Source organism: Polaromonas sp. AER18D-145 (assembly GCF_002379095.1).
Taxonomy (GTDB): Bacteria; Pseudomonadota; Gammaproteobacteria; order Burkholderiales; family Burkholderiaceae_C; genus Polaromonas.
This window is the reverse complement of sequence record NZ_NBZV01000003.1, coordinates 18,245-39,440: the sequence shown is the minus strand read 5'-3', so window position 1 is coordinate 39,440 and position 21,196 is coordinate 18,245. Positions and strand designations below refer to the sequence as shown.

Sequence of the window (21,196 nt, the reverse complement as noted above, 5' to 3'; positions counted from 1 at the left end):
TCGTCACAGCAGTTTCACGTTGCCTTGTTCGAGCTCACTGCGGCTTTTCAGGTTTTGCCAATCGGTGCCCGCCGCCAGACTGACCTGGGCAGCGCCCAGGCCAATGCCAGCCAAACTCCCAGCGGTGGCGTACTGGTAGCTCAAGTCGCCGCCCAGCGCCGCCGTGTTGCTGCCTTGTAAGTGCGCATCGAGCAGACTATTCATGAGGGCCCAGCCATTCGCAGTTGCCGGATTCGCAGCACGCGCTGCATCAAATTTCTGCACCAGCTTGGAAAAATCAAACACCTCGACCTGTTGGTTGCGGGTCTTGTCGGTGGACGTTGCGTCGTAGTCACCCTCCGCAGTCACAATCTGGAGCTTGCAAACACCCTTGTTAGCGCTGCCTGCGTACCATTTTGAGAAAGTGATGCTATCGCCCAAACCGGCATCAAGCACCAGATCGGAGCCATTTTTGGCCAGCCTGAGGTCCGCATAACGGATGCCTTTACCCAGACTCACGATGTCGTTCGCAAGCGCTTCTTGTCCTGAGTTCAGGATATCGGCGCCATCGCCCCGGTTGAAACCAAGCAAATCGACACCTTGACCAAAATTGATGGTGTCGTTGCCTTTGCCGCCGAACAGCCAACTCGCACCTTCGCCATCTGTCAACACATCGACTCCAGCACCTCCATCGAGCAGATTGCTGCCGGCAGCATCCATCAATTGATCGCGCCCTTGGCCGCCTTGCAGGATGTCTGTGCCACTACCCGAACCAGCATTCAAAACATTATTTCCGGAATTGCCGACCAGCCAATTGTCGAGCGAGTTCCCCATGGCGTTGATCGCGCCAGAACCGTCCAGGACGAGCGCCTGCATATGCGCTGGCAATACATAATTGACAGTGGAAATTACAGTATCCCAACCGTCCTCGTAGCCGCCCCAAATCTGGTCGTCAGCGCTGGACAAGGTACCCGGGTCGGTAGATGTCGAGGTTCTTTTACCGCCACCGCGGCGCCCCGGTTTTCCGGGCGAGGTGCCGGGGCCATCGTTCCAGTTTGTGTCGTGGCCTGGTGGCGGCGGGTCTTCACCGTTGCCCACGCCCTCGTTGCCCTTGCCGCAATCATCGGAGATGGTGGCTTGAAAATTGAACTCGTCAACCGCGGTGGCGCCAGACCGATCGGTAGCGATAACGCGAATATCGAAATCTGTCGCGCCCACGGCTATGCCACGAAAAGTCCGCGTCGCCACGTCGAAACTTAGCCAAGTTGGCAAAGCTTGCACATTGCCGTCAGCATCGACTGCCTGCGCGGCATAGGTCAATACATCGCCTTGATCAATATCCGAGAAAGTTAACGGGGGCAATCCGAAAGCAACCGTCTGCCCGACCGCGACGACACGGTCCGCCAGCGGTACATTGAGCACGGGCGCATCGTTGACCCCCGTAACCGTAACGACGACCTCACTGTTCCCTAAAGCCGGCTCAACACTATCGTCCTGAGCAGTGTAGCTAAATGAATCTGTCACTGTCTGGCCAGCAGCAAGGCTCTGAACCTTGATGTCCACATTATTAAGCGCGTAAACGTAGTCGCCGTTGGCTGCCAGGGTCAGCTGGCCGTACTGTCCAACCTTGACCCCGAAATCAGCCACGGCCAGATGGTCGCCCGTATCAACATCACTGTCGTTGGTCAGGACATTACCGGTGACTTCCGGAGTGACATCCTCCTGAACTTGCGCAACATCAGCAAGTACTATCGGCCCGTCATTTGTTCCCCTGAGGATAAAGCTGACCGTGGATACCGCTTCCAACGCCCCAAATCCATCATCATGAACTGTGTAGCTAAAACTTTCCTCCCGGGTATCCCCCGCGCCAAGCGCTTGTATGTCGGCTCGCGCGTTGTCCAGAACGTACAGATAACTTCCATCCCCCGCCAGGGTCAATGAGCCGTACAAACCTGCAAAGGTGCCAGGATTTTTGACGGTCAGGGTCTGCCCTTCATTGGGATCGTTGTCGTTGCTCAGCACGTTGCCCGACGCTGTCACCGTAACATCTTCAGCGACCTCAGCATGGTCAGCCAGCGCTTCAGGGGCACGATTGAGTACGGATTCGTCCAATGGAAGCGACACATTGCCGCAGAATGAAAGGCTATCCACACGTTCAGAGGAGACCATCCAGTTTTTGAGGATGACACGATCTCCATTCGGCACCCCGGCTTCGAGGACATCGATCAGCAGATCGTCACCTACGCTGCTGAAAACAAGATCGGAGACAGCGATGTCGCCGCTGAAGTGCAGGCGACCGCTACCCTCTGAGTCAATCACGGTGTCGATCCCATCGCCACGAGAAAACGCATAAGTGTCATCTCCGGCGCCACCGCGGAGTTCGTCATCTCCGCGCCAGCCAGCCAAGGTGTCGTTACCGTTCAAGCCGTACAGGATGTTGTCTTGCGAGTTGCCAATGAGAACGTTGTCGGCACTGTTGCCATTGCCTGTCAGCGCTGAGTCTTCCAGTACCAGCCCCTCCAGATCGGCCGAAAGAGTGAAGTCATTGATCGCTGTGCGGACGGTGTCGAACCCTTCATTTGCACTCTCAACCACCTGATCGAGAACGTCGTCCACCAGGTAGGTATCGTCGCCGAGCCCGCCGATCATGCGGTCGGCGCCGGCCCCGCCATCGAGCCTGTTGTGTCCAACGTTCCCTGTCAGGACCTGGTCACCTGCACCGGTGGAAGCATCAATGTCAAGATTCGAGCCGGTCGATAAAAGCGTGACCGTCTCGACGTTGACGGTTGCGACGCTGGCTGTTGAATAAACGGCATCAACGCCCTGCCCCGCCTCCTCGACAACGCTGTCTGCGGTCCAGTTGAAACTTGCCGCGCGATCCACTCCAAACCGATGTTCTTCATCACACAGATTCACCTGCACCGGTTTGCCTTCCGGATTGAGGGTTGCGATGCCGTCGACCATATAAATATCGTCGCCCGTACCGCCCCGCATGGTGTCGATGCCAGCACCGCCATCGAGGACATCGTTGTTGCTTACATTCAGTGGCCCATCATCGCCACCATAAAGATGGTCGTCTCCGTCGCCACCCAACAAAAGATCGTTACCCGAGCCGCCGTCCAGGGCGTCATTTCCGGCGCCACCATCGAGCGTGTCGTCATTGGTGTGAAACCGCTCGCTGGCTGGGGTGACTTCAACGTCATATTGAATGTAGGCCTCGGAGCGGGCAACCAGGCCATCCGCGCCGCCATGCAGCACATCATCGCCTTGGTCACCGAACAGCTGGTCGTTCCCCGATCCCCCATCCAGTTGGTCATTTCCGCCGCCCCCATGAAGCTCGTCGGCATTCTCAGCCAGCAATTCAACGTGTCTGGAAACGCCGCCGTAGTACTGATCTGCGACTTCAAGATACGCGTAGATGGCGTCCGCGCCGCCGTACATCACGTCATCGTCATCACCACCATCCATAACATCGTTGCCCGCTCGACCGTCCATGGCGTCATTACCACCGTGACCCAAGGCGGTGTCGTGGCCATCATTGCCAATGACACGGTTGGCAGCGCTGTTCCCCTCGATTTGATGCGACCCGTAGGCTACCGAGCTGTCGGTAGAAAAATCACCCAACAATGTCAGGTTTTCCACATGGTCAGACAGGGAGTAGGATGACGAGCTGCGGACCTCATCGGTCCCCTCATTCGCCAACTCGATCACCACGTCTGACGCACGGTCGGTGTAGTAGACGTCGTTTCCAACGCCACCTACCAGCGTATCGGTTCCGCCGCCACCATTGAGCGTATCGTCGCCCTCCAGCCCCTCGAGGCGGTTTGCGCTGTACCCACCATGGATCGTGTTCGCCAGCTGATTGCCACGCCCGTACAGGCCGACGGTTACTGAGGAATCGTAAAGGCGCAGATCTTCCACGCCTGCTCCCAGCGTGTAGGAAACCTCAGAATAAACTCTGTCGTGCCCTTCACCATCGAGCTCCGACACGACATCGCCGGCATCGTCTACGTTGTAGCCGTCATCGCCTTGACCGCCCGACATGAAGTCGGAGCCGATCCCACCATTCAACCAGTCGTTGCCGCTACCGGCTATAAGCGTATCGTCCCCGCCGTTTCCATAGAGTTCATCGTCGCCCTCCAGGCCGTCAAGTACATTGGCGGCACTGTTGCCGTAGAGTTCGTTGGCAAGTTCATTGCCGGTGCCGCCGATATTCGCATTACCCATAAGGTACAGATCTTCCACATGGGCGCCCAGGCGGTAGCCGTCCAGCGTGGTTTCCACCGCGTCCCGGCCACCCGACCACTCGTCAGCGTTCTCTTCGACAACGGTATCGCCCACTGAGTCCACCACGTAGGTGTCGTAGCCATCACCACCCTGCATAAGGTCGTCACCCGTGCCACCGTCGAGTCGGTCGTGGCCCCCCTTGCCAATCAGGGTGTCTACGCCTCCGAGACCGTTCAGCTGATTGCTCCGACTGTTACCGATGATGACGTTGGACAGATTGTTGCCGACGCCGATCTGCCCGTATCCGTAGCTATAACTGTCGCCATACAGCAGATCCTGCGTCAGATCACCCTCGCGCGGTCCATTGGCAAAGCCGTCGACCAAGGTGAGGTTCTCAAGATTGGCGCCCAGCACGTAATCATTGAGCGAAAGGACCGTGTCGATCCCTTCCTCGTTTTCTTCCACGATTTGGTCGTCATCACCATTTTGGTACTCAAAATGAATCCAAAGGCTCCCCCTCTGGGCCCACTGGTCCCACCACTGTGTTGACGAATCCACCACATAGGTGTCGTCGCCTGTTCCGCCCTGCAAAATGTCGCCACCCCAGTAGCCCACCAACAAATCGTTGCCACCGCCTCCGACCAAAAGGTCGCCATTGATGTCGCCCCAAAGTTGATCATCTCCTTCACCCCCGAACAATTCATCGCCTTGCGGCGAAGAAATGTCGATCCGCAAGGTGCCTTGCCCCGGCAGCCCAACCCCGGTTTCCTTTTCAAATGAGCTGTGATACAGATGGTCCAGCATGCGTTCGCCGTCCATTGACAGATAAGGCACGTACTCGGCATCGCCTGCTATCTTGAACGGGGCGCGGTTGAAATAGTCGAGAAGACCATTTGCGGAATAGGCGGTAAGCACATTGTCTGCCGCGTTGCCAACGATACGGTTGCTCTCCACAGCGCCATGCCCATCAATGGATGCAGCGCCTTCCAGGGTCAGCGACTCAATGCCAGACCCCAGTGTGTAAGACACGCTGCTGTAGACATGGTCCTGCCCACCTGAAACAAGCACACCTGCTTGACGCGTCGTCGCCACGTCTTCAACCCTGTCGCCGAGGTTGTCAACATGGAAGATGTCATTGCCCATGCCTCCCGACATGACGTCGGCACCCGAGCCGCCGTCAAGAACGTCGTTCCCATTAGCTCCGGCCAATATGTCATCACCGGCCAGACCCATGAGGGTGTTAGACAACTCGTTGCCATACAGCCCGTTGTCAAAATCGTTGCCGGTGCCACTGACAGCGGCCCCGGCGAGGACCAGGTTTTCAACGTTTGGCACGGCGAGGGTGTAGTCAAACTGGGCTATCACAGTGTCGTGCCCTTGGCCCTCCAACTCGATGACCTGATCACCAGACTGGTCGACCAGGTAGGTGTCGTCACCGGCGCCTCCGGTCATTTGGTCGGCGCCGGCTCCGCCGTCAATCCAGTCATTGCCCGCCCGGCCATCAATATTGTCGTTGCCATCGAATCCGTAGAGGGAGTCATTCAGTGCGGTGCCAAAAAGGCTGTCATCGCCTTCAGTCCCGTCAATAAACATGGGCAAGGCGGCCAACAGTTCGCTGTAGCTGATGACCTGTCCCGAGGCAAGCTCGAAGTATTCGATCACACCGCTACCGTAGGGGTCTTCAGGATCGAAACCTTCTATGTGAATTTCATCGCCTTCGGGGCTGGTGATTTTGAGAGAGCCCAAACCCAAACGAAATCCGTCGAGAGAAAACCATGATGCAAGCCTCAGAGTGTCCACGCCGCCGCCGTCACGTATCACTTTGACGCCTTGAGCCGAAGCGATCACATAGGTGTCGTCGTCTTCCCCCCCATCCATCAAATCCTTGCCGGCATCGGCGTAGAGCGTGTCTTTCCCCGCCCCTCCGAACAAACTGTCGCTTCCACTACCACCTACCAATACGTCGTCACCCGCACCGCCCTGCATATGGTCGTCACCGGCCCCACCATAGAGCATGTCGTTGTCGGCCCCGCCATCAAGGATGTCGTCCCCCTGCTCGCCCTGCAATATGTCAGCGCCGACGCCGCCTAGCAGCGTGTCGTTTCCCCCTCCGGCTATCAGGGTGTCAGCACCCGCACCGCCGTCCAGGTAATCCGCATAGTCGTAATAGAGTATCGAGGCGTCGGCAGGCGGCTCAATTCCCAAGAGCCAATCATCTGCTGTCGTTTGCGCAACGTTGACAGTGACGTAGTCACCAAACAGCAAGTCGTCGTCGCCTCCTCCATGCAAAATATCAGCACCCAGGCCACCAACCAAAATGTCATTGCCCTGGCCACCATCGAGAAAGTCATCCCCAACCGGGTAGTACGCAAGGCCGGAACTGATGCCAAACTTGCCCGAATCGCCGTAAATTCGGTCGGCTCCGGCGCCTCCCCGAATGTCGTCATGCCCCAAGTTACCAAAAGCCACGTCGTCGCCCGCGCCAAGATCGATGATGTCTGTGGCGATACCGCCCATAACGATGTCGTTGCCCGTTCCTGCATCGGTCTCAGTGACCCAGCTTTGCATTGCAGCATCCAGCGGATTGATGGTTCCAGAGTACGCAAAGTAGTTAACGTCAACCGTCTTGCTGGCCTCTGCCGTGCCCGCTTGAGCCTGTGGGTCGTAACGCGTGTTGTTGGTGCTGACGTGCATCACGCCCTGCGCATTCTTGTATACCCCCCACGTTGCACCCTGCGCCAGTACGGTTCGGGCATCCTCTGGCGCTATCCAACTGTCGTTCGGGCCCCGTCGTCCACTAATGCCCGGCGTGACGTGCGTGAGAATAATGTCATTGCCCTCTCCGCCAATCAGCGTGTTTAAACCTACGCCACCGGCAATCAAGTCATTGCCCGCACCGCCGTCGATGAAGTTTTGCGCCGCGTCGCCAATCAGCGCATCGTTGCCGTCCAGGCCGTAGATTTCGATCTTCTTGATGCTGCTGGAGGTGTTGTAGACCGTGAGCGCATCGCTGTTGCCGGGCGCTTCCATGGTGGCGCTGCCGGTGTAGGTCACTTCGCCGGTGTCCGGACTGACGGTGGTGTTCACTGGCACGGTATCGCCGTTCACGACACGGATTTGGGTGGGGCTGACGGGCAGGGCCGCATCACTGGTGAGGGTGATGCCGAACTTGCCCTGGCTCCAGTTGTTCAGGACGATGGCCTCCTTGTCTGCCAGCCGCCCGGTGCGGTGAATCACAAGAGTGCCATTGCTGTCAGCCGCGGTGCCGTTGGGGGTGAGCGCATTGGGCTTGAACTGGAACTGGTATTTCTTGTCGTCGCTGATCCAGGCGCGCCCGAGCAGCGGGCTGATGCTTTTGCCGCCGCTCAGGGTGTCGGCATCTATCTTGATGATGCCAGTGCCGTCGGTATCCCCGATGGTGTCCGTCCCCCAGCCGGCCAAGTCGCTAGAGGTAAAGGTGTAGGTGTCGGTGCCGTTACCACCATAGAGCTTGTCGTCGCCTTTGCCGCCGTCCAGGGTGTCGTTGCCATCATCGGCCAGCAGCACGTCGTTCTTGTTGCCGCCGGTGAAGGTTTCGGCAGCAAAGTTGCCAACGAAGATTTGGGTTTTGTCGACATCGCGCGCCGTGGCGGTCACCGCACTGGTGCCTGTATTGACATTCCACTGCTCGTAGGTGGTGGCCACGGCATAGGCGCCATGGGCCAGCGCCTTCGGGTCGAGCCAGAGCTTGGTGTAGATGGCCGCTTTATTTTGCGCGCCTTGCAGGCCATCACCGATGGCGCTGGTGTATTGCAGCAGGGCACCCGTCTGGGTGAAGAATTCCTTGCCTGCGTAATCGGTGCCTTGCCAGTAGTACCACTCGATGCCTTGGGCTATCAAGGCGTCCTGCGCTTGTTTGTTCAGGCCGGCTATGTCGGTGCCGAGTTTGTTCAGGTCGGCGGCGAAGTGGGTGAGTTTGCCTTGGCCTACGACCGCGCTTTGTTCGCTGCGGATCAGGTCTACCAGGAAATTCTTTTCAACACTTGTTCCGGTGTTAAAAGCGTACAGCTTGTCGTCCATGATCAGTGGCACCACACTGGTGGATGCATAAGTGGCCAACCTGAAACCGTCGTTCATCCGGGCCGCAGTCAGCAGGGCCAACGAATGCAATTGAACAGCAGTCGCCTGACTGCCATTGATATCGATCCGGGTGTCGCTACCCGCCACCGTGTTGGCATCAAAACGCAAGGCGTTCAAAATTTCACCTTGCAGATAGTGGTTGGCGACTTGTGCTTCACGGCTGGAGAAGTCACTGATCGCTTTGTCCATCGCGGCATCGGAATAGCCAGCCAAGAAGAGCTGCGCTCTTACCAACGCGAGCATCACCGGATTTGCCGCAGTGAGTTGGAACGGCGCTTCGTCAAACACGACAGCCGGCCGGTTGAACCAGGTCGCCATGACAGAGGCCAAGCCGCCACCCAGGGAATGCCCGCTCAGGGTGATGTTGCCGCCGTACGTTTGTTTTACCTGCTGGTACACCAAGGCCGCGTTGGTCACCTGCCAGGACGGTAGTCCAATACCGGCTGTGGCGTTGCTTGCCCAGTCGACATTCTCGTTTGTACCCGTGTAGGCCAGCACGATTTCGTTTGTGCCTGAGCGCTTGAAGACGCCGTAAGAAAAGCCGAGAAGGTTGTCGTCTATGTTTTCAAGCAGAGTCCAGCCTTGGGGGAGGTCGGGGCGATTTTCAGCATCGTTCTCCACGTTATAGACGTACAAGGAAAGCAATGCGTATTCTTGAGTTGTTGCCATGATTAACCTCTCTTTTTGCAGTTTTTACTAATGTGCTTTGCATCAATAGTGACTCGAGATGGCGTCTGTATTGACAAAATTCGATCTTCTTCGTCTCGTTGCTGTGCGGTATATCTAGTCTTCATTTCTTCAGGCTTTCGGCGTTGGCGCATCAGGTTGTGCGACATGCCATACACCCAAGGTTCGATCTCAGGTGGCCACGGCCATTCGCGGCCACTCGCATCGGGCACAAACTGCACATAGTGCGGGGTGGCGCAGTAGTAGTTGTGATTCCAGTCCCAGCCTCTATCTGCTGCTGGCGCCACGAGCACGGGCTGCTTCTGTGGCGATATGGCGAGCAACATGAGCGCGGCTTCGCCTTCATAGACGTACTTCTTGCCACCCCACTGGAACGAGAGCATTTCCGTTTTGTCTTGGCCGTAGCCAATGTCAAACGGGTTGCCACCTGCTCCCTTGAGGCTGTACACGACGCTGCGCTTGACCCAAATCGTCTCTCCCGTGTTCAGCGGAACCTCTTCCTCCCATTGCACGGTTTTGCTGCACGCCGATAGCAGCGTTGTCGCGGCCAAGGCCAGGATTGTTGCGATGCGTTTGAAACTGTTCATGCGTGAACCCTCTTTTCAGTGTTGAAGTGCCTGTGTGTTTGCATTCGCGACCGCGCATCGATGCCACCGCTTAGATCACGTGTGATCGCCCTCCGACTGACTGCAGGTTTACACAATTTATGCTGGTAGCCCTTTTCGGTTGGTCTTTTGTTGCTATTGATTCGATCGTTTTTGATCTTCTCAGCGCCCGTGCCGTGAGTGATGAAGACGCCGGTGCTGTCCGCCGCTGTGCCGGCAGGCGTGAGCGCATTGGGCTTGAACTGGAACTGGTATTTCTTGTCGTCGCTGATCCAGGCGCGCCCGAGCAGGGGGCTGATGCTTTTACCCCCACTCAAGGTGTCGGCATCTATCTTGATGATGCCCGTGCCGTCACTGTCGACGATGGTGTCCGTCCCCCAGCCTGCCAGGTCTGTGGAGGTAAAGACGTAGGTGTCAGTTCCGGTTCCGCCGTAGAGCTTGTCGTCGCCTTTGCCGCCATCCAGGGTGTCCTCACCGTCATCGGCCAGCAGCACGTCGTTTTTGTTGCCACCGGTGAAGGTTTCGGCGGCAAAGTTGCCTATAAATATCTGGTTCTTGTCTAGATTGAGCGCCGTGGCGGTCACCGCACTGGTGCCTGTGTTGACGTTCCACTGCTCGTAGCTGGTGCCCACGCCATAAGCACCATGGGCTGCGGCCTTGGGGTCGAGCCAGAGCTTGGCGTAGATGGCCGCTTTGTTTAGGTTGGTGAGTGATGTGCCGTCTGCCTTGACCTCGCTTTGCGCGAGGGTGTATTGCAGCAAGGCGCCGGTCTGGGTAAAGAATTCCTTGCCCGCGTAATCCTTATCCTGCCAGTAGTACCATTCGATGCCTTGGGCGATGATGGCGTCTTGGGCCTGCTTGTTCAGGCCGACGATGTTGGTGCCTAGCTTGTTTAGGTCGGAAGCGAAGTGGGTGAGTTTGTCGCCGGTGCCTTGTTCGCTGCGGATCAGGTCGATGAGGAAGTTGCGCTGGTTACTCGAAGCGACGTCATAGGCATACAAGTTGCCATCCATCATCAGAGGGATACTGCGCTGCACGGCAATGGTTGACACGCGGAAACTCTCGCTCATCAAGCCGGCGGTCAATAGAGCTTGTGAGTGCAAGTCAATGCGACGGCTGAGCATGTTATCCACACCGAACTCGACACGGTTTTCTGTGCCCGTGACGGTGGGTAGAAACATGCGCAAGAGTTGCAGAGCCTCTTCGGAGGAATAGTAGCTGGTTACGGCGGCTTCGCGCTGCGTAAAGTTACCCAGTACCTCGAAGCTGTTCAGCGCAGGGTTTGAAAGACCTGTCGTCAACGATATCCAGTTCCTTGCGGACAAGACTGCCAAGGGATTGCGCGCCGTGGCTTCAAAGGGGGCCGGGTCAAACACAGTGGACGGCCTGTCAAACCACACGCCCATGATGGAGGCCAGGCCACCGCCCAGGCTGTGGCCTGCGAACGTGACGTTACTCGCGCCATAGGTACTTATTGCGTTGGCCGCTACACGGGCTGCTGCATTGACTTGCAAGCTTGACAAGCCCACGCCAGCAGGCAAATTGGCTAACAAGAAGTCAGCGACTTGCTTTTCGTTGGTGCCGGTGAACGAAACGACCACCTCACCTGTGGCGCTGTTTTGGAACACGCCGTAGGAGAAGCCGATGGCGTCGTCGGGGTGGTATTCGAGTCGAGCCCAACCATCTGGAAGCTCAGGTCGGTTTTCCAGATTGCGGGTTACGTTGTAAACATACAGAGCGAGTTGAGCTGCAACTTCTTTCGAGGCCATGGTCATTTTTCCTTTCTTTTGCACAAGTCGCCGGTGAAGGCGGGGTCGATCCGCTGTTTCGATGGGCTTTGAACTGCGCCTGGGTAATCTTCAGTCTGTCGCTCCTGTGCGGAGTATCGCTTTTTCATTTGATTTGGTGCATGGCGCTCGAGCAACAAATTCGGCACGAGATCGTACAGCCATGATTCGATCTTTGAAGGCCATGTCCATGCGTTGCCAGTTTGATCCGGCACGAGTTGGACGTAATAGGGAATGGTGCAAGGATAGTTGTGCCGAGCTTCCCACGCGTTATCCTCGGCTCTAGCTACAAGCACAGGTTTCTTCTGTGGAGAAATAGCCAGTAGCATGATTCGTGCATCCCCTTGATAGCGATAGGTCTTCCCGTTCCAAGCGAACTCAATCGCCTCGTCTCTCTCGGGCCGATACTTGATGTCCAGCGGGTTACCTGCGCCACCCTGCGCGGAGTACACAACGGTCCGTTTGACCCAAATCGCCTCCCCAGTATTCAGAGGAACTTCTTCTTCCCACTGCACGGTTTTGCTGCACGCCGATAGCAGCGTTGTCGCCGCCAAGGCCAAGACCGTTGCGATTCGTTTGAAACTGTTCATGCGAGAGCCCTCTTTTCAGCGTTGAAATGCCTGTGTGTTTGTATTCGCGACCACGCATCGATGCCACCGTTCTCATTACGTATCAGCAACCTCCGACTGATTGCAGGTTTGCACAATTTATGCTGGTAGCCCTTTTCGGTTGGTCTTTTGTTGCTATTGATTCGATCGTTTTTGACCTTCTCAGCGCCCGTGCCGTGAGTGATGAAGGTGCCGGTGCTGTCAGCCGCGGTGCCGTTGGGGGTCAACGCATCAGGCTTGAACTGGAACTGGTATTTCTTGTCGTCGCTGATCCAGGCGCGCCCGAGCAGGGGGCTGATGCTTTTGCCACCGCTCAGGGTGTCGGCATCTATCTTGATGATGCCGTCGGTATCACTGATGGTGTCGGTTCCCCAGCCGGCCAGGTCGCTGGAGGTGAAGGTGAAGGTGAAGGTGAAGGTGAAGGTGAAGGTGAAGGTGTAGGTGTCGGTGCCGTTGCCGTTGCCGTTGCCGTTGCCGTTGCCGTTGCCGTTGCCGCCATAGAGCTTGTCGTCGCCTTTGCCGCCATCCAGGGTGTCGTCGCCATCATCGGCCAGCAGCACATCGTTCTTGTTACCCCCGGTGAAATTGTCGGCGCCACCCTGCCCGACGAAGATCTGGCTTTTGTCGACATCGCGCGCCGTGGCAGTCACCGCGCCGGTGCCCGTATTGACGTTCCACTGCTCGTAGGTGGTGGCCACGGCATAGGCACCATGGGCCAGCGCCTTGGGGTCGAGCCAGAGCTTGGTGTAGATGGCTGCCTTGTTCTCCGCGCCTTTCAGACCATCACCGATGGCGGTGGTGTATTGCAACAATGCGCCGGTTTGGGTAAAGAATTCCTTGCCCGCGTAATCCTTATCCTGCCAGTAGTACCATTCGATGCCTTGGGCGATGAGGGTGTCTTGCGCGGCTTTGTTCAGACCGGCGATGTTGGTGCCTAGCTTTTGCAGGTCGGCGGCGAAGTGGGTCAGTTTGTCGCCTGTACCTTGCTCGCTGCGGATGAGGTCGACCACGAAGTTGCGTTCAGTGCTGGATGCAGCATCGTAGGCGTATAGCTTGCCGTCCAGGATCAAGGGAATGCTGCGTTGCACGGCAACGGTGGACAAGCGAAAGCTTTCACTCATCAGTCCGGCTGTCAGCAACGCTTGCGAGTGCAGGTCGATACGACGGCTGAGCATGTTGTCTACGCCGAACTCGATTCGATTTTGCGTGCCTACTACGTCGGGCAGGAACATCCGCAGAAGCTGTAGCGCTTCTTCAGACGTATAGTAGCCAGTGACAGCGGCTTCGCGTTCCGTAAAGTTGCCGAATACCCCATAGCTGTTGAGCGATGGATTGATGATCCCGACCGCCGCCAGTCCTTCCTTTGCGGCATCAACTGCATTCGGATTGCGCGCGGTGATCTCGAAGGGCGCGGAATCAAAAACCGCCGCAGGCCGGGCGAACCAGACGGCCATGACTGAGGCCAGGCCACCGCCCAAGCTGTGGCCGGTGAAGCTGACGTTGGCTGCGCCGTACTTTTCGATGATCCGCCCCGCGACGAGCGCGGCAGCCGCGACCTGTGGACTGTACAACCCCGCCCCCGCAGGCAGGTTTGCCAGCAGAAAGTCAGCAGCCTTCTTTTCATTGGTACCGGTGTATGAAACTACGACTTCGCCGGTTGCGCTGTTTTGAAAGACGCCGTAGGAGAAGCCGGTGGCGTCGTCGGGGTGGTATTCGAGTACCCTCCAGTCGACTGAAGGTAGTTCCGGCCGATTGTCCAAACGGCCAGTTACGTTGTAAACGTAAAGCGAAAGTTGCGCCAGTTCTTCTTTGCTAGCCATTTCATTTTTCCTTCTTCTTGCACAGATCGCCATTGAAGGCGGGGTCAATCTTTTGCATGTACTGAGATTGAGGATCGGTCCAGAACGGTTGTTTCATTTTTTCTGCCTGCAGATATTTAGTCTCCATCTTGTTAGGGTCGCCGATGTCCAGCAGCAAGTTTGTAGGGAGGTTGTAAAGCCAGGGCTCGATGCTGGTAGGCCAAGTCCAGTTCTTGCCGTTCTCATCTGGCACAAGTTGAACGTAAAACGGAGCTGTACAAAGATACTTGTGCCGCCAGTTCCATGAATTCGCCTCTGCCGGAGCAATCAAGGAAGGTTGCCCATGTGGCGAGACAGCAAGCACCATAATCCGAGCTTCTCCCTTGTAGTGAAAGGTTTTTCCCTTCCATGTGAACTCTAAGGCTTGGTCTTTCTCCGGCCGATAGGCAGTGTCCAGCGGATTTCCCGCCCCACCCTGCCGCGAATAAACAACCGTACGCTTGACCCAAATCGTCTGACCCGTATTCAGGAGAACTTCTTCTTCCCACTGCACGGTTTTGCTGCAAGCCGACAGCAGAACGCTAGCTCCGAAGGCCAGGATGATCGAAAATCGTTTCAGTACTTTCATGCGCAAGCTCCGTCTTGTTGTATTGACCACAGATTTGAAAAATAACTGACAGTTTTTGGCGTCATACGGGCAGTGCTGCGATTTTTTCGACAGCAGTCTTTTGATGTTTCGAAAAAACCGTTTCGACTGCATCAACCACCTTCGCAATCACACCGTCTTGAGTGCAAGCGACATACTTTCGTGCGATGGTCTTCGCTGCTTCACGCGCATACGCGTCGTTCACGAGGCGCTCTATGGCTTCATGCGCACGGACGGCCACGTGTTCCCGCGGCAACACATGTGCCGCACCTGTGGATTTGATTCGCTTGGCTAGCATGACCTGTTCAAAGTTGCGTGGAATCAATAGCAGAGGAGTGCCTGCAAGCAAACTCGCCGCGACCAGGCCATGCCCCGCATTTGTGATGACGAAATCAGCCTTTTCGAGGAGCCCAGCGAGCCTGACTGGATGCGAATAGAGTTGAACGTGGCCATCATTCAAGCACGTTGCAGCACTTGCCTGAAGCCCTGGCAGCACTGCGATCACCCGTGCCCCCAGGTTTTTCAGCGCTTTCAGAAGCGCCAAGTTCGCCCGGTCTGGCTGAAGGTACATAAACACCCGACGTGTTGCGTGCTCTGCGGACGGTTCAGGCCACCGTACCACCGGTCCAAATTCTGTAGAAAACAGCGGGCCGACATATCGGCCCTGTAGCCGTGGGCCAAAATGATCGGTTTCCGGCAAGGTGGCAATCAACTGAGTGGCGCTCTTGTAGAGATCGCTCAACCACTGAAGCTCCGCCACACCCGCGTTGACGCAGTGACTGTTGATACGCCTTACCAGCGCAGCTTCCCTTTCGAACACCGAAGCTTGGTCTACCGTTGGCGATGCGCGGATGATCGGCAGTGTTCTGGATTGTGGCGGTGCTTCCCAGCCTATAGCCAGGTGCACCGCGGGTAATTGATGCAGCCTTGCTGCCAGCATGGCGAGCGGGGCAAACTCGATAAGGAGTACATCTGGTTTGAACTCTCCGATCAATGATGCCCAAAGTGTCAATGCGTCCGCAAGCCCTTCTTCGTCCCCAAAAGCGTATCTACCCAGGATGTCGGCATAACAGACGACGTCGCCTTCCTGTTGCTCGCTCCCAGGCCGGGAGCGAGACGTCGGACATTGAACGCATTTGACTTGCGCGTTACCCAAGAACTTGTGGGCAAAGGCAGGATCAGGAACTGCGAGCAACACCTCATGCCCCTTGCCAATCAGCTCAGTCACAACCGGCAGCAGGCGCAGCAGATGCCCAAGATGAGTTCCCAACTCCCAGACAATCAAGACTCGCAAGGGCGTGGAAACAGATTTCAAGCGCCCTCCGAGACCTGATGCACTGCGCCAGGGGTGGGCGGGCTGGAAACGGTGCGTATTTGCCGGGCGCCGTCTTTGCTCAGATGAATCACTTCATCGACCCGCAAGGTCTTGGGCAAGGCATGCGTAATAAACACCATCGTAACTTTGCCCTTCAGGCCATTGATGGTCTTGGCAAAATGTTCGGCGGTCTCCGCATCGAGCGCACTGGTCGCCTCGTCAAAAATCAGCACCTTGGGCCGCTTCAGCAGGGCACGCGCAATAGCCAGGCGTTGCTTTTGCCCGCCGGAAAGGCCTGCGCCGCGCTCTCCGACGGTCGTTTGGTAGCCCTGGGGCAGCGCTTCAACGGTGGCATGAATCTCCGCCATCTTGCAAGCCTGCACCACTTGCTCAAAGGTGGCGTGCGGATTAGCCATGGCGAGGTTGTCGTAGATCGTGCCGCTGAACAATACGGTTTCCTGCGGCACCACGCCAAAGGTGGCGCGCAACTCATTCGCGCTGAGGTGGCGGATGTCGATGCCATCGAGCTTGATCTGGCCATTGGTGGGCCAATAAAAACCTTGCAGAAGTTTGGCCAGCGTGCTTTTGCCTGAGCCGCTGGGCCCCATCAGCGCGATGGTGCGACCGGGCTCGATGTTCAGGCTGAGGTTTTCATACAAATATGGCAAATCATCGGCATAGCGAAAGGCGATGCGGTCGATCTCGATGCGGCCTTGCCCTGCGCCCTGACGGCCAGGCGTCAAACTGTAAGGCTCAACTGGCGCGTTCATCAGATCACCCAAACGCGCAACAGCCAGGCTGGCCTGCTGAAACTGCTGCCACAGCCCGACCAGGCGCATCATTGGCTGGCTCAGCTTGCCGGCAAACATCTGAAAGGCCACCAGCATGCCGATGGTAAAAACCGCCCCCTTTCCGTCGGTCGGTGGGTTCATCACTATCCAGGCGCCCACCAACAGAATGAGCAAGGTCATCATCTGCTCCAGCGTAGAAGCGACGACGTTGTAGGTGTTTCCTATCTGCTTGGTCTTGAAGCCCGATTGCAAGTAGGTGGCCAGGTAGCCCGAATATTTGGCCTTCAGTTGGGGCTCGAACTGCAGGCTCTTGACGGTCTCAAAACCGGCGATGTATTCAGTCACAAACGCCTGGTTGCGCGCGCCAAGCATGAACTGCTCGTTCAGCCGGGTTTGGAAGACGGGCGCCACAAGCACCGACAAGATCCCGATGACGGTCAAAATGCCCAGCGCGATCAAGGTCAGCGGCACCGAGTAGTAAAACATCACCGCCACGGCAATCAGCATAAATGGCAAATCGAGAACCAAGGTGATGGCGGCAGAACTGACAAATTCCCGAATGGTTTCTACACCATGCAAGCGGGCCGCAACCACGCCGGTGGGCCGGTTCTGGAAATAGCGCGGCGGCAATTTGAAGAGATGGTCAAACACTTCGGCTGCCAACACCGCATCAACCCGGTTGCCGGTGTGCAGCACCAGGTATTGCCGCACCCAGGTCAGGATGGCGGTGGCGATCATGAAAATCGCCATGCCGATGGCAATCGCGATCAAAGTGCTTTGCGTCTGGTGGACGACGACCTTGTCTATGATGGCCTGCGTGAAAAGCGGCAGCCCCAAGGCGAGCAGTTGCAGCACCAATGACGCCCACAACACATCGCGCCAGACCTTACGGTGTTTGAGCAGTTCGGGCACGAACCAGCGGAAACCGAACGAAGCAGATCCCGGTTGGGGCTGGTCGGGGTCGTTGACCGCCTCGACCTGGGGCTGCAGCAGCAAAATCTGCCCGCTAAATCGCGCTTCGAACTCAGCCAAGGGTTGGGTGTTCGAGTCGTTGGAGCTGGCGGCAATCCAGGTGATGCTGTTGGCGTCGGCATTCACGAGGAGGCCAAGACCCGGTTGACCCTCCACGGCGTCGAGCAAGAGAACTGCGGTTATTGAAATGCCCACCAGTTCCGAAGAGGCGACCCCGAGCAGGCGCGCCTGGAAGCCCAGGGCACGCGAGGCCGTGACCAAGGTGGCGGCGGAATACGGCGGTGCATGCTGTTTTAGCAATAGCTGAGGATCGAAGGGCTTACCATGCAATGCACAGCACGACCCCAGCGCCCAGAGCAACTCCCTCGATTCAATGTATTGCACCTGTCGCCCTCCCCATCACAACTGAACTCTGCGTTCTATTTATTTTCAAAAATACACGTTTGAAACATATTGAAACGCCGTCAATTTATCCAAAAAAGAAAGCTATGCAACTTGCACCCCTGTCAACTATGACAGGGGTGCAAGTCAAAATCAGGGTAAACACTTACCCTTCACTGGCGAAAGATAAATGGCACGGTCGGGCCACCTCTAACTAGTCCACGTCTTGTGACAGGCGCGCACTTTGTACTGGAATTCACCATTTCCCACCTGCATGCGAGTTGTAACCCTGCTTGCCGTCCAGAATGCGGGCGACCGGAGCTGGCATATAGTGCCTGTTCACCTGTCTATCACCCTCAGCACAAATCCCACCCCCATGAAAACCAAAGCCGCCGTCGCCTGGAAAGCAGGCCAACCCCTGACCATTGAAACCGTTGACCTCGAAGGTCCGAAGTTCGGCGAGGTGCTGGTCGAGATCAAGGCCACCGGCATTTGCCACACCGACTACTACACGCTGTCGGGCGCCGACCCGGAAGGCATCTTCCCGGCCATCCTCGGCCATGAAGGCGCTGGCATCGTGGTCGATGTCGGGCCCGGCGTGACCACGCTCAAAAAGGGCGACCACGTTATTCCGCTGTACACGCCGGAATGCCGCCAGTGCAAGTTCTGCCTGTCGCGCAAGACCAATTTGTGCCAGCTGATACGCGGCACCCAGGGCAAGGGCCTGATGCCCGACGCGACCAGCCGCTTCAGCCTGGATGGCCAGCCCATCTTCCACTACATGGGCACCTCGACCTTCAGCAACTACACGGTGGCGCCTGAAATTTCGCTGGCCAAGATCCGCGAGGACGCACCGTTCGACAAGGTCTGCTACATCGGCTGCGGCGTGACCACCGGCATTGGCGCGGTGCTGTTCACCGCCAAGGTGGAAGCCGGCGCCAACGTGGTGGTGTTCGGCCTGGGCGGCATCGGCCTGAACGTGATCCAGGGCGCCCGCATGGTGGGCGCCGACAAGATCATCGGCGTGGACATCAACCCGGCCCGCCAGGCCATGGCGCGCAAGTTCGGCATGACCCACTTCATCAATCCGAAGGAAGTGGATAACGTGGTGGACGCCATCGTGCAGCTGACCGACGGCGGCGCCGACTACAGCTTCGAATGCATAGGCAACACGACCGTGATGCGCCAGGCGCTCGAATGCACCCACAAGGGCTGGGGCCGCAGCATCATCATCGGCGTGGCCGAGGCCGGCGCCGAGATCAGCACGCGGCCCTTCCAGCTGGTCACCGGCCGCAAGTGGGAAGGCTCGGCCTTCGGCGGCGCGCGCGGCCGCACCGACGTGCCGAAAATTGTGGACTGGTACATGGACGGCAAGATCAACATCGACGATCTGATCACGCACACCATGCCGCTCGAAGACATCAACAAGGGCTTCGACCTGATGAAAAGCGGCGAGTCGATCCGCGGCGTGGTGCTCTACTGACACGGAAGCCAGGGCCATGAAAACGCTCCAGCCCCTGCGCCATGTCACAGCCGGTGTGCTGGACGTGGCCCTGCACGAGACCGGGCCAGCGGATGGCCCGCCGGTGTTTCTGATGCACGGTTTCCCTTACGACATGCATGCCTACGCCGAAGTGGCGCCCTTGCTGGCAGCGCAAGGCTGCAGGGTGTATGTGCCGAGCCTGCGCGGCTATGGCGCCACGCGTTTTCTCAGCGACGCCACGCCACGATCGGGCGAGCAGGCCGCGCTGGGCGCCGACCTGCTGGCGCTCATGGATGCGCTGGCCGTGCCACGCGCCGTGCTCGCGGGTTACGACTGGGGTGGCCGCGCGGCCTGCGTGGTGGCGGCCCTCTGGCCCGAACGCTGCGCCGGGCTGGTGTCGCTCAACAGCTACAACATCCAGAACATCGCCAGGGCCATGGTGCCGGACACGCCGGACAACGAGCACAGCCTCTGGTACCAGTATTACTTCCACAGCGAGCGCGGCCGCGCGGGCCTGACGGCCAACCGGCGTGCCCTGTGCCGGCTGCTCTGGAAACTGTGGTCGCCGACCTGGACCTTTGATGACGCCACGTTTGAGCGCAGCGCCGCCGCGTTCGACAACCCGGACTTTGTGGAAGTTGTCATCCACTCCTACCGCCATCGCTTCGGCCTGGTGGCCGGTGATCCGGCGCTGGCCGACATCGAGCGGCGCCTGGCGGTGCAGCCGCCCATCACCGTGCCCAGCATCACCTTCGACGGCACCGACGACGGGGTGCGCCCGCCCGCCGCCGCAGACCAACACGCGCGCCTCTTCACCGGCCCGCGTTCACACCGCATCGTGCCCGGCGCCGGCCACAACCTGCCGCAGGAAAAGCCGCAGCTGTTTGCCGATGCCGTGCTTGAACTCGTGCAGCAGCGACTCCCGACATGAACACATCGCCCGAACTCCTCAGCGAACACGCCTGCTTCGGCGGTGTGCAGCGTTTCTACCAGCACGCCTCCAGCACCATCGGCCTGCCGATGAAGTTTTCGGTCTTCCTGCCACCGCAGGCCGCGATAGATGCCGCCGGCGGCACGGTGCCCGCGCTGGTCTACCTGGCGGGACTGACCTGCAACGAGGAAACCTTCATGGTCAAGGCCGGCGCGCAGCGCCTGGCCGCCCGCCTCGGCTTGGCGCTGATCGCGCCCGACACCAGCCCGCGCGGCGCCAACCTTCCCGGCGAAGCCGAGAGCTGGGACTTTGGCGTCGGGGCCGGCTTTTACCTCGATGCCACGCAGGCCCCGTGGTCGCAACACTACCGCATGGAAAGCTACCTCACCACCGAGCTGCTGCCGCTGCTGACCGCCACCCTGCCCCTCAACGCCAGCCGCATCGGCATCTTCGGCCATTCGATGGGTGGTCACGGCGCGCTGACGCTGGCGTTGCGCCACCCCGGTCTGTTCAAGTCGGTCTCGGCTTTTGCGCCGATCTGCGCGCCCAGCCAGTGCCCCTGGGGCCACAAGGCCTTCACCGGCTACCTGGGCGCCGACACCGCCACCTGGTCCGCGCACGACGCCTCGGTCCTGATGGCCAGCGTGCGTTCGGCGCCCTATCCCGGCGGCATCCTGATCGACCAGGGCCTGGCCGACAAATTCTTGTTGGAGCAGTTGCACCCGCATCTCTTTGAAGCCGCTTGTGCCCAGGCCGGCCAGGCCTTGCAGCTGCGCCGGCATGCGGGCTACGACCACGGTTATTACTTCATCGCCACCTTCATGGCCGACCACCTGAACCACCACGCACGCCAGCTGTCGCAGTAG

General features: G+C 58.2%; 11 protein-coding genes. 3 read left to right on the top strand and 8 right to left on the bottom strand.

Annotated elements, in window-relative coordinates; all coding sequences use genetic code 11:
- Positions 1–3 precede the first annotated feature (3 nt).
- The 8 genes from B7G52_RS02830 to B7G52_RS02795 form a co-directional block, all read right to left on the bottom strand.
- Positions 4–8,994: a VCBS domain-containing protein gene (locus tag B7G52_RS02830; protein ID WP_096696135.1), complete on the bottom strand. Its 8,991-nt coding sequence runs from the start codon at positions 8,992–8,994 to the stop codon at positions 4–6.
- Positions 8,995–8,996: 2 nt separating this feature from the next.
- Positions 8,997–9,599 carry a hypothetical protein gene (locus B7G52_RS02825; RefSeq protein WP_096696133.1) on the bottom strand — a complete coding sequence of 201 codons (603 nt, stop codon included), beginning with the start codon at positions 9,597–9,599 and terminating at the stop codon, positions 8,997–8,999.
- Positions 9,596–11,386, bottom strand: a complete 1,791-nt coding sequence (locus B7G52_RS24370; protein WP_096696131.1) for a hypothetical protein — start codon at positions 11,384–11,386, stop codon at positions 9,596–9,598. Before B7G52_RS24370 ends, B7G52_RS02825 begins: the two co-directional genes overlap by 4 nt.
- Before the next feature lie 2 nt (positions 11,387–11,388).
- Positions 11,389–11,994 carry a hypothetical protein gene (locus B7G52_RS02815; protein WP_096696130.1) on the bottom strand — a complete coding sequence of 202 codons (606 nt, stop codon included), beginning with the start codon at positions 11,992–11,994 and terminating at the stop codon, positions 11,389–11,391.
- Positions 11,991–13,832 (bottom strand): hypothetical protein, encoded by a 1,842-nt coding sequence (locus B7G52_RS24365; RefSeq protein ID WP_170954661.1) that lies wholly within the window; start codon positions 13,830–13,832, stop codon positions 11,991–11,993. Before B7G52_RS24365 ends, B7G52_RS02815 begins: the two co-directional genes overlap by 4 nt.
- A gap of 1 nt (position 13,833) precedes the next feature.
- Positions 13,834–14,439 (bottom strand): hypothetical protein, encoded by a 606-nt coding sequence (locus tag B7G52_RS02805; protein WP_096696126.1) that lies wholly within the window; start codon positions 14,437–14,439, stop codon positions 13,834–13,836.
- A 61-nt stretch (positions 14,440–14,500) separates the two neighbouring features.
- On the bottom strand, positions 14,501–15,772 hold the full coding sequence (locus tag B7G52_RS02800; protein WP_141397375.1) for a glycosyltransferase: 1,272 nt from the start codon (positions 15,770–15,772) through the stop codon (positions 14,501–14,503).
- On the bottom strand, positions 15,769–17,919 hold the full coding sequence (locus B7G52_RS02795; RefSeq protein WP_096696122.1) for a peptidase domain-containing ABC transporter: 2,151 nt from the start codon (positions 17,917–17,919) through the stop codon (positions 15,769–15,771). The genes B7G52_RS02800 and B7G52_RS02795 overlap by 4 nt, the downstream gene beginning before the upstream one ends.
- 373 nt (positions 17,920–18,292) lie before the next feature.
- On the opposite strand from B7G52_RS02795, the gene B7G52_RS02790 reads away from it, so the two are divergent.
- From B7G52_RS02790 to fghA, 3 genes are read left to right on the top strand one after another with little or no spacing between them, the layout of a single operon-like run.
- On the top strand, positions 18,293–19,399 hold the full coding sequence (locus tag B7G52_RS02790; RefSeq protein ID WP_096696121.1) for an S-(hydroxymethyl)glutathione dehydrogenase/class III alcohol dehydrogenase: 1,107 nt from the start codon (positions 18,293–18,295) through the stop codon (positions 19,397–19,399).
- 16 nt (positions 19,400–19,415) lie between these two features.
- Complete coding sequence (locus tag B7G52_RS02785) at positions 19,416–20,330, top strand: alpha/beta fold hydrolase (RefSeq protein ID WP_096696120.1); 915 nt, start codon at positions 19,416–19,418, stop codon at positions 20,328–20,330.
- The gene (gene fghA, locus B7G52_RS02780) at positions 20,327–21,196 is read left to right on the top strand and encodes an S-formylglutathione hydrolase (protein ID WP_096696118.1); all 870 of its coding nucleotides are present in this window, start codon (positions 20,327–20,329) and stop codon (positions 21,194–21,196) included. Before B7G52_RS02785 ends, fghA begins: the two co-directional genes overlap by 4 nt.

Bases quoted from the DNA above. Each gene is read 5' to 3' on its own strand.
- B7G52_RS02830 (WP_096696135.1), bottom strand. From the start codon at position 8,994: ATGGCAACAACTCAAGAATACGCATTGCTTTCCTTGTACGTCTATAAC.
- B7G52_RS02825 (WP_096696133.1), bottom strand. From the start codon at position 9,599: ATGAACAGTTTCAAACGCATCGCAACAATCCTGGCCTTGGCCGCGACA.
- B7G52_RS24370 (WP_096696131.1), bottom strand. From the start codon at position 11,386: ATGGCCTCGAAAGAAGTTGCAGCTCAACTCGCTCTGTATGTTTACAAC.
- B7G52_RS02815 (WP_096696130.1), bottom strand. From the start codon at position 11,994: ATGAACAGTTTCAAACGAATCGCAACGGTCTTGGCCTTGGCGGCGACA.
- B7G52_RS24365 (WP_170954661.1), bottom strand. From the start codon at position 13,832: ATGGCTAGCAAAGAAGAACTGGCGCAACTTTCGCTTTACGTTTACAAC.
- B7G52_RS02805 (WP_096696126.1), bottom strand. From the start codon at position 14,439: ATGAAAGTACTGAAACGATTTTCGATCATCCTGGCCTTCGGAGCTAGC.
- B7G52_RS02790 (WP_096696121.1), top strand. From the start codon at position 18,293: ATGAAAACCAAAGCCGCCGTCGCCTGGAAAGCAGGCCAACCCCTGACC.
- B7G52_RS02785 (WP_096696120.1), top strand. From the start codon at position 19,416: ATGAAAACGCTCCAGCCCCTGCGCCATGTCACAGCCGGTGTGCTGGAC.
- fghA (WP_096696118.1), top strand. From the start codon at position 20,327: ATGAACACATCGCCCGAACTCCTCAGCGAACACGCCTGCTTCGGCGGT.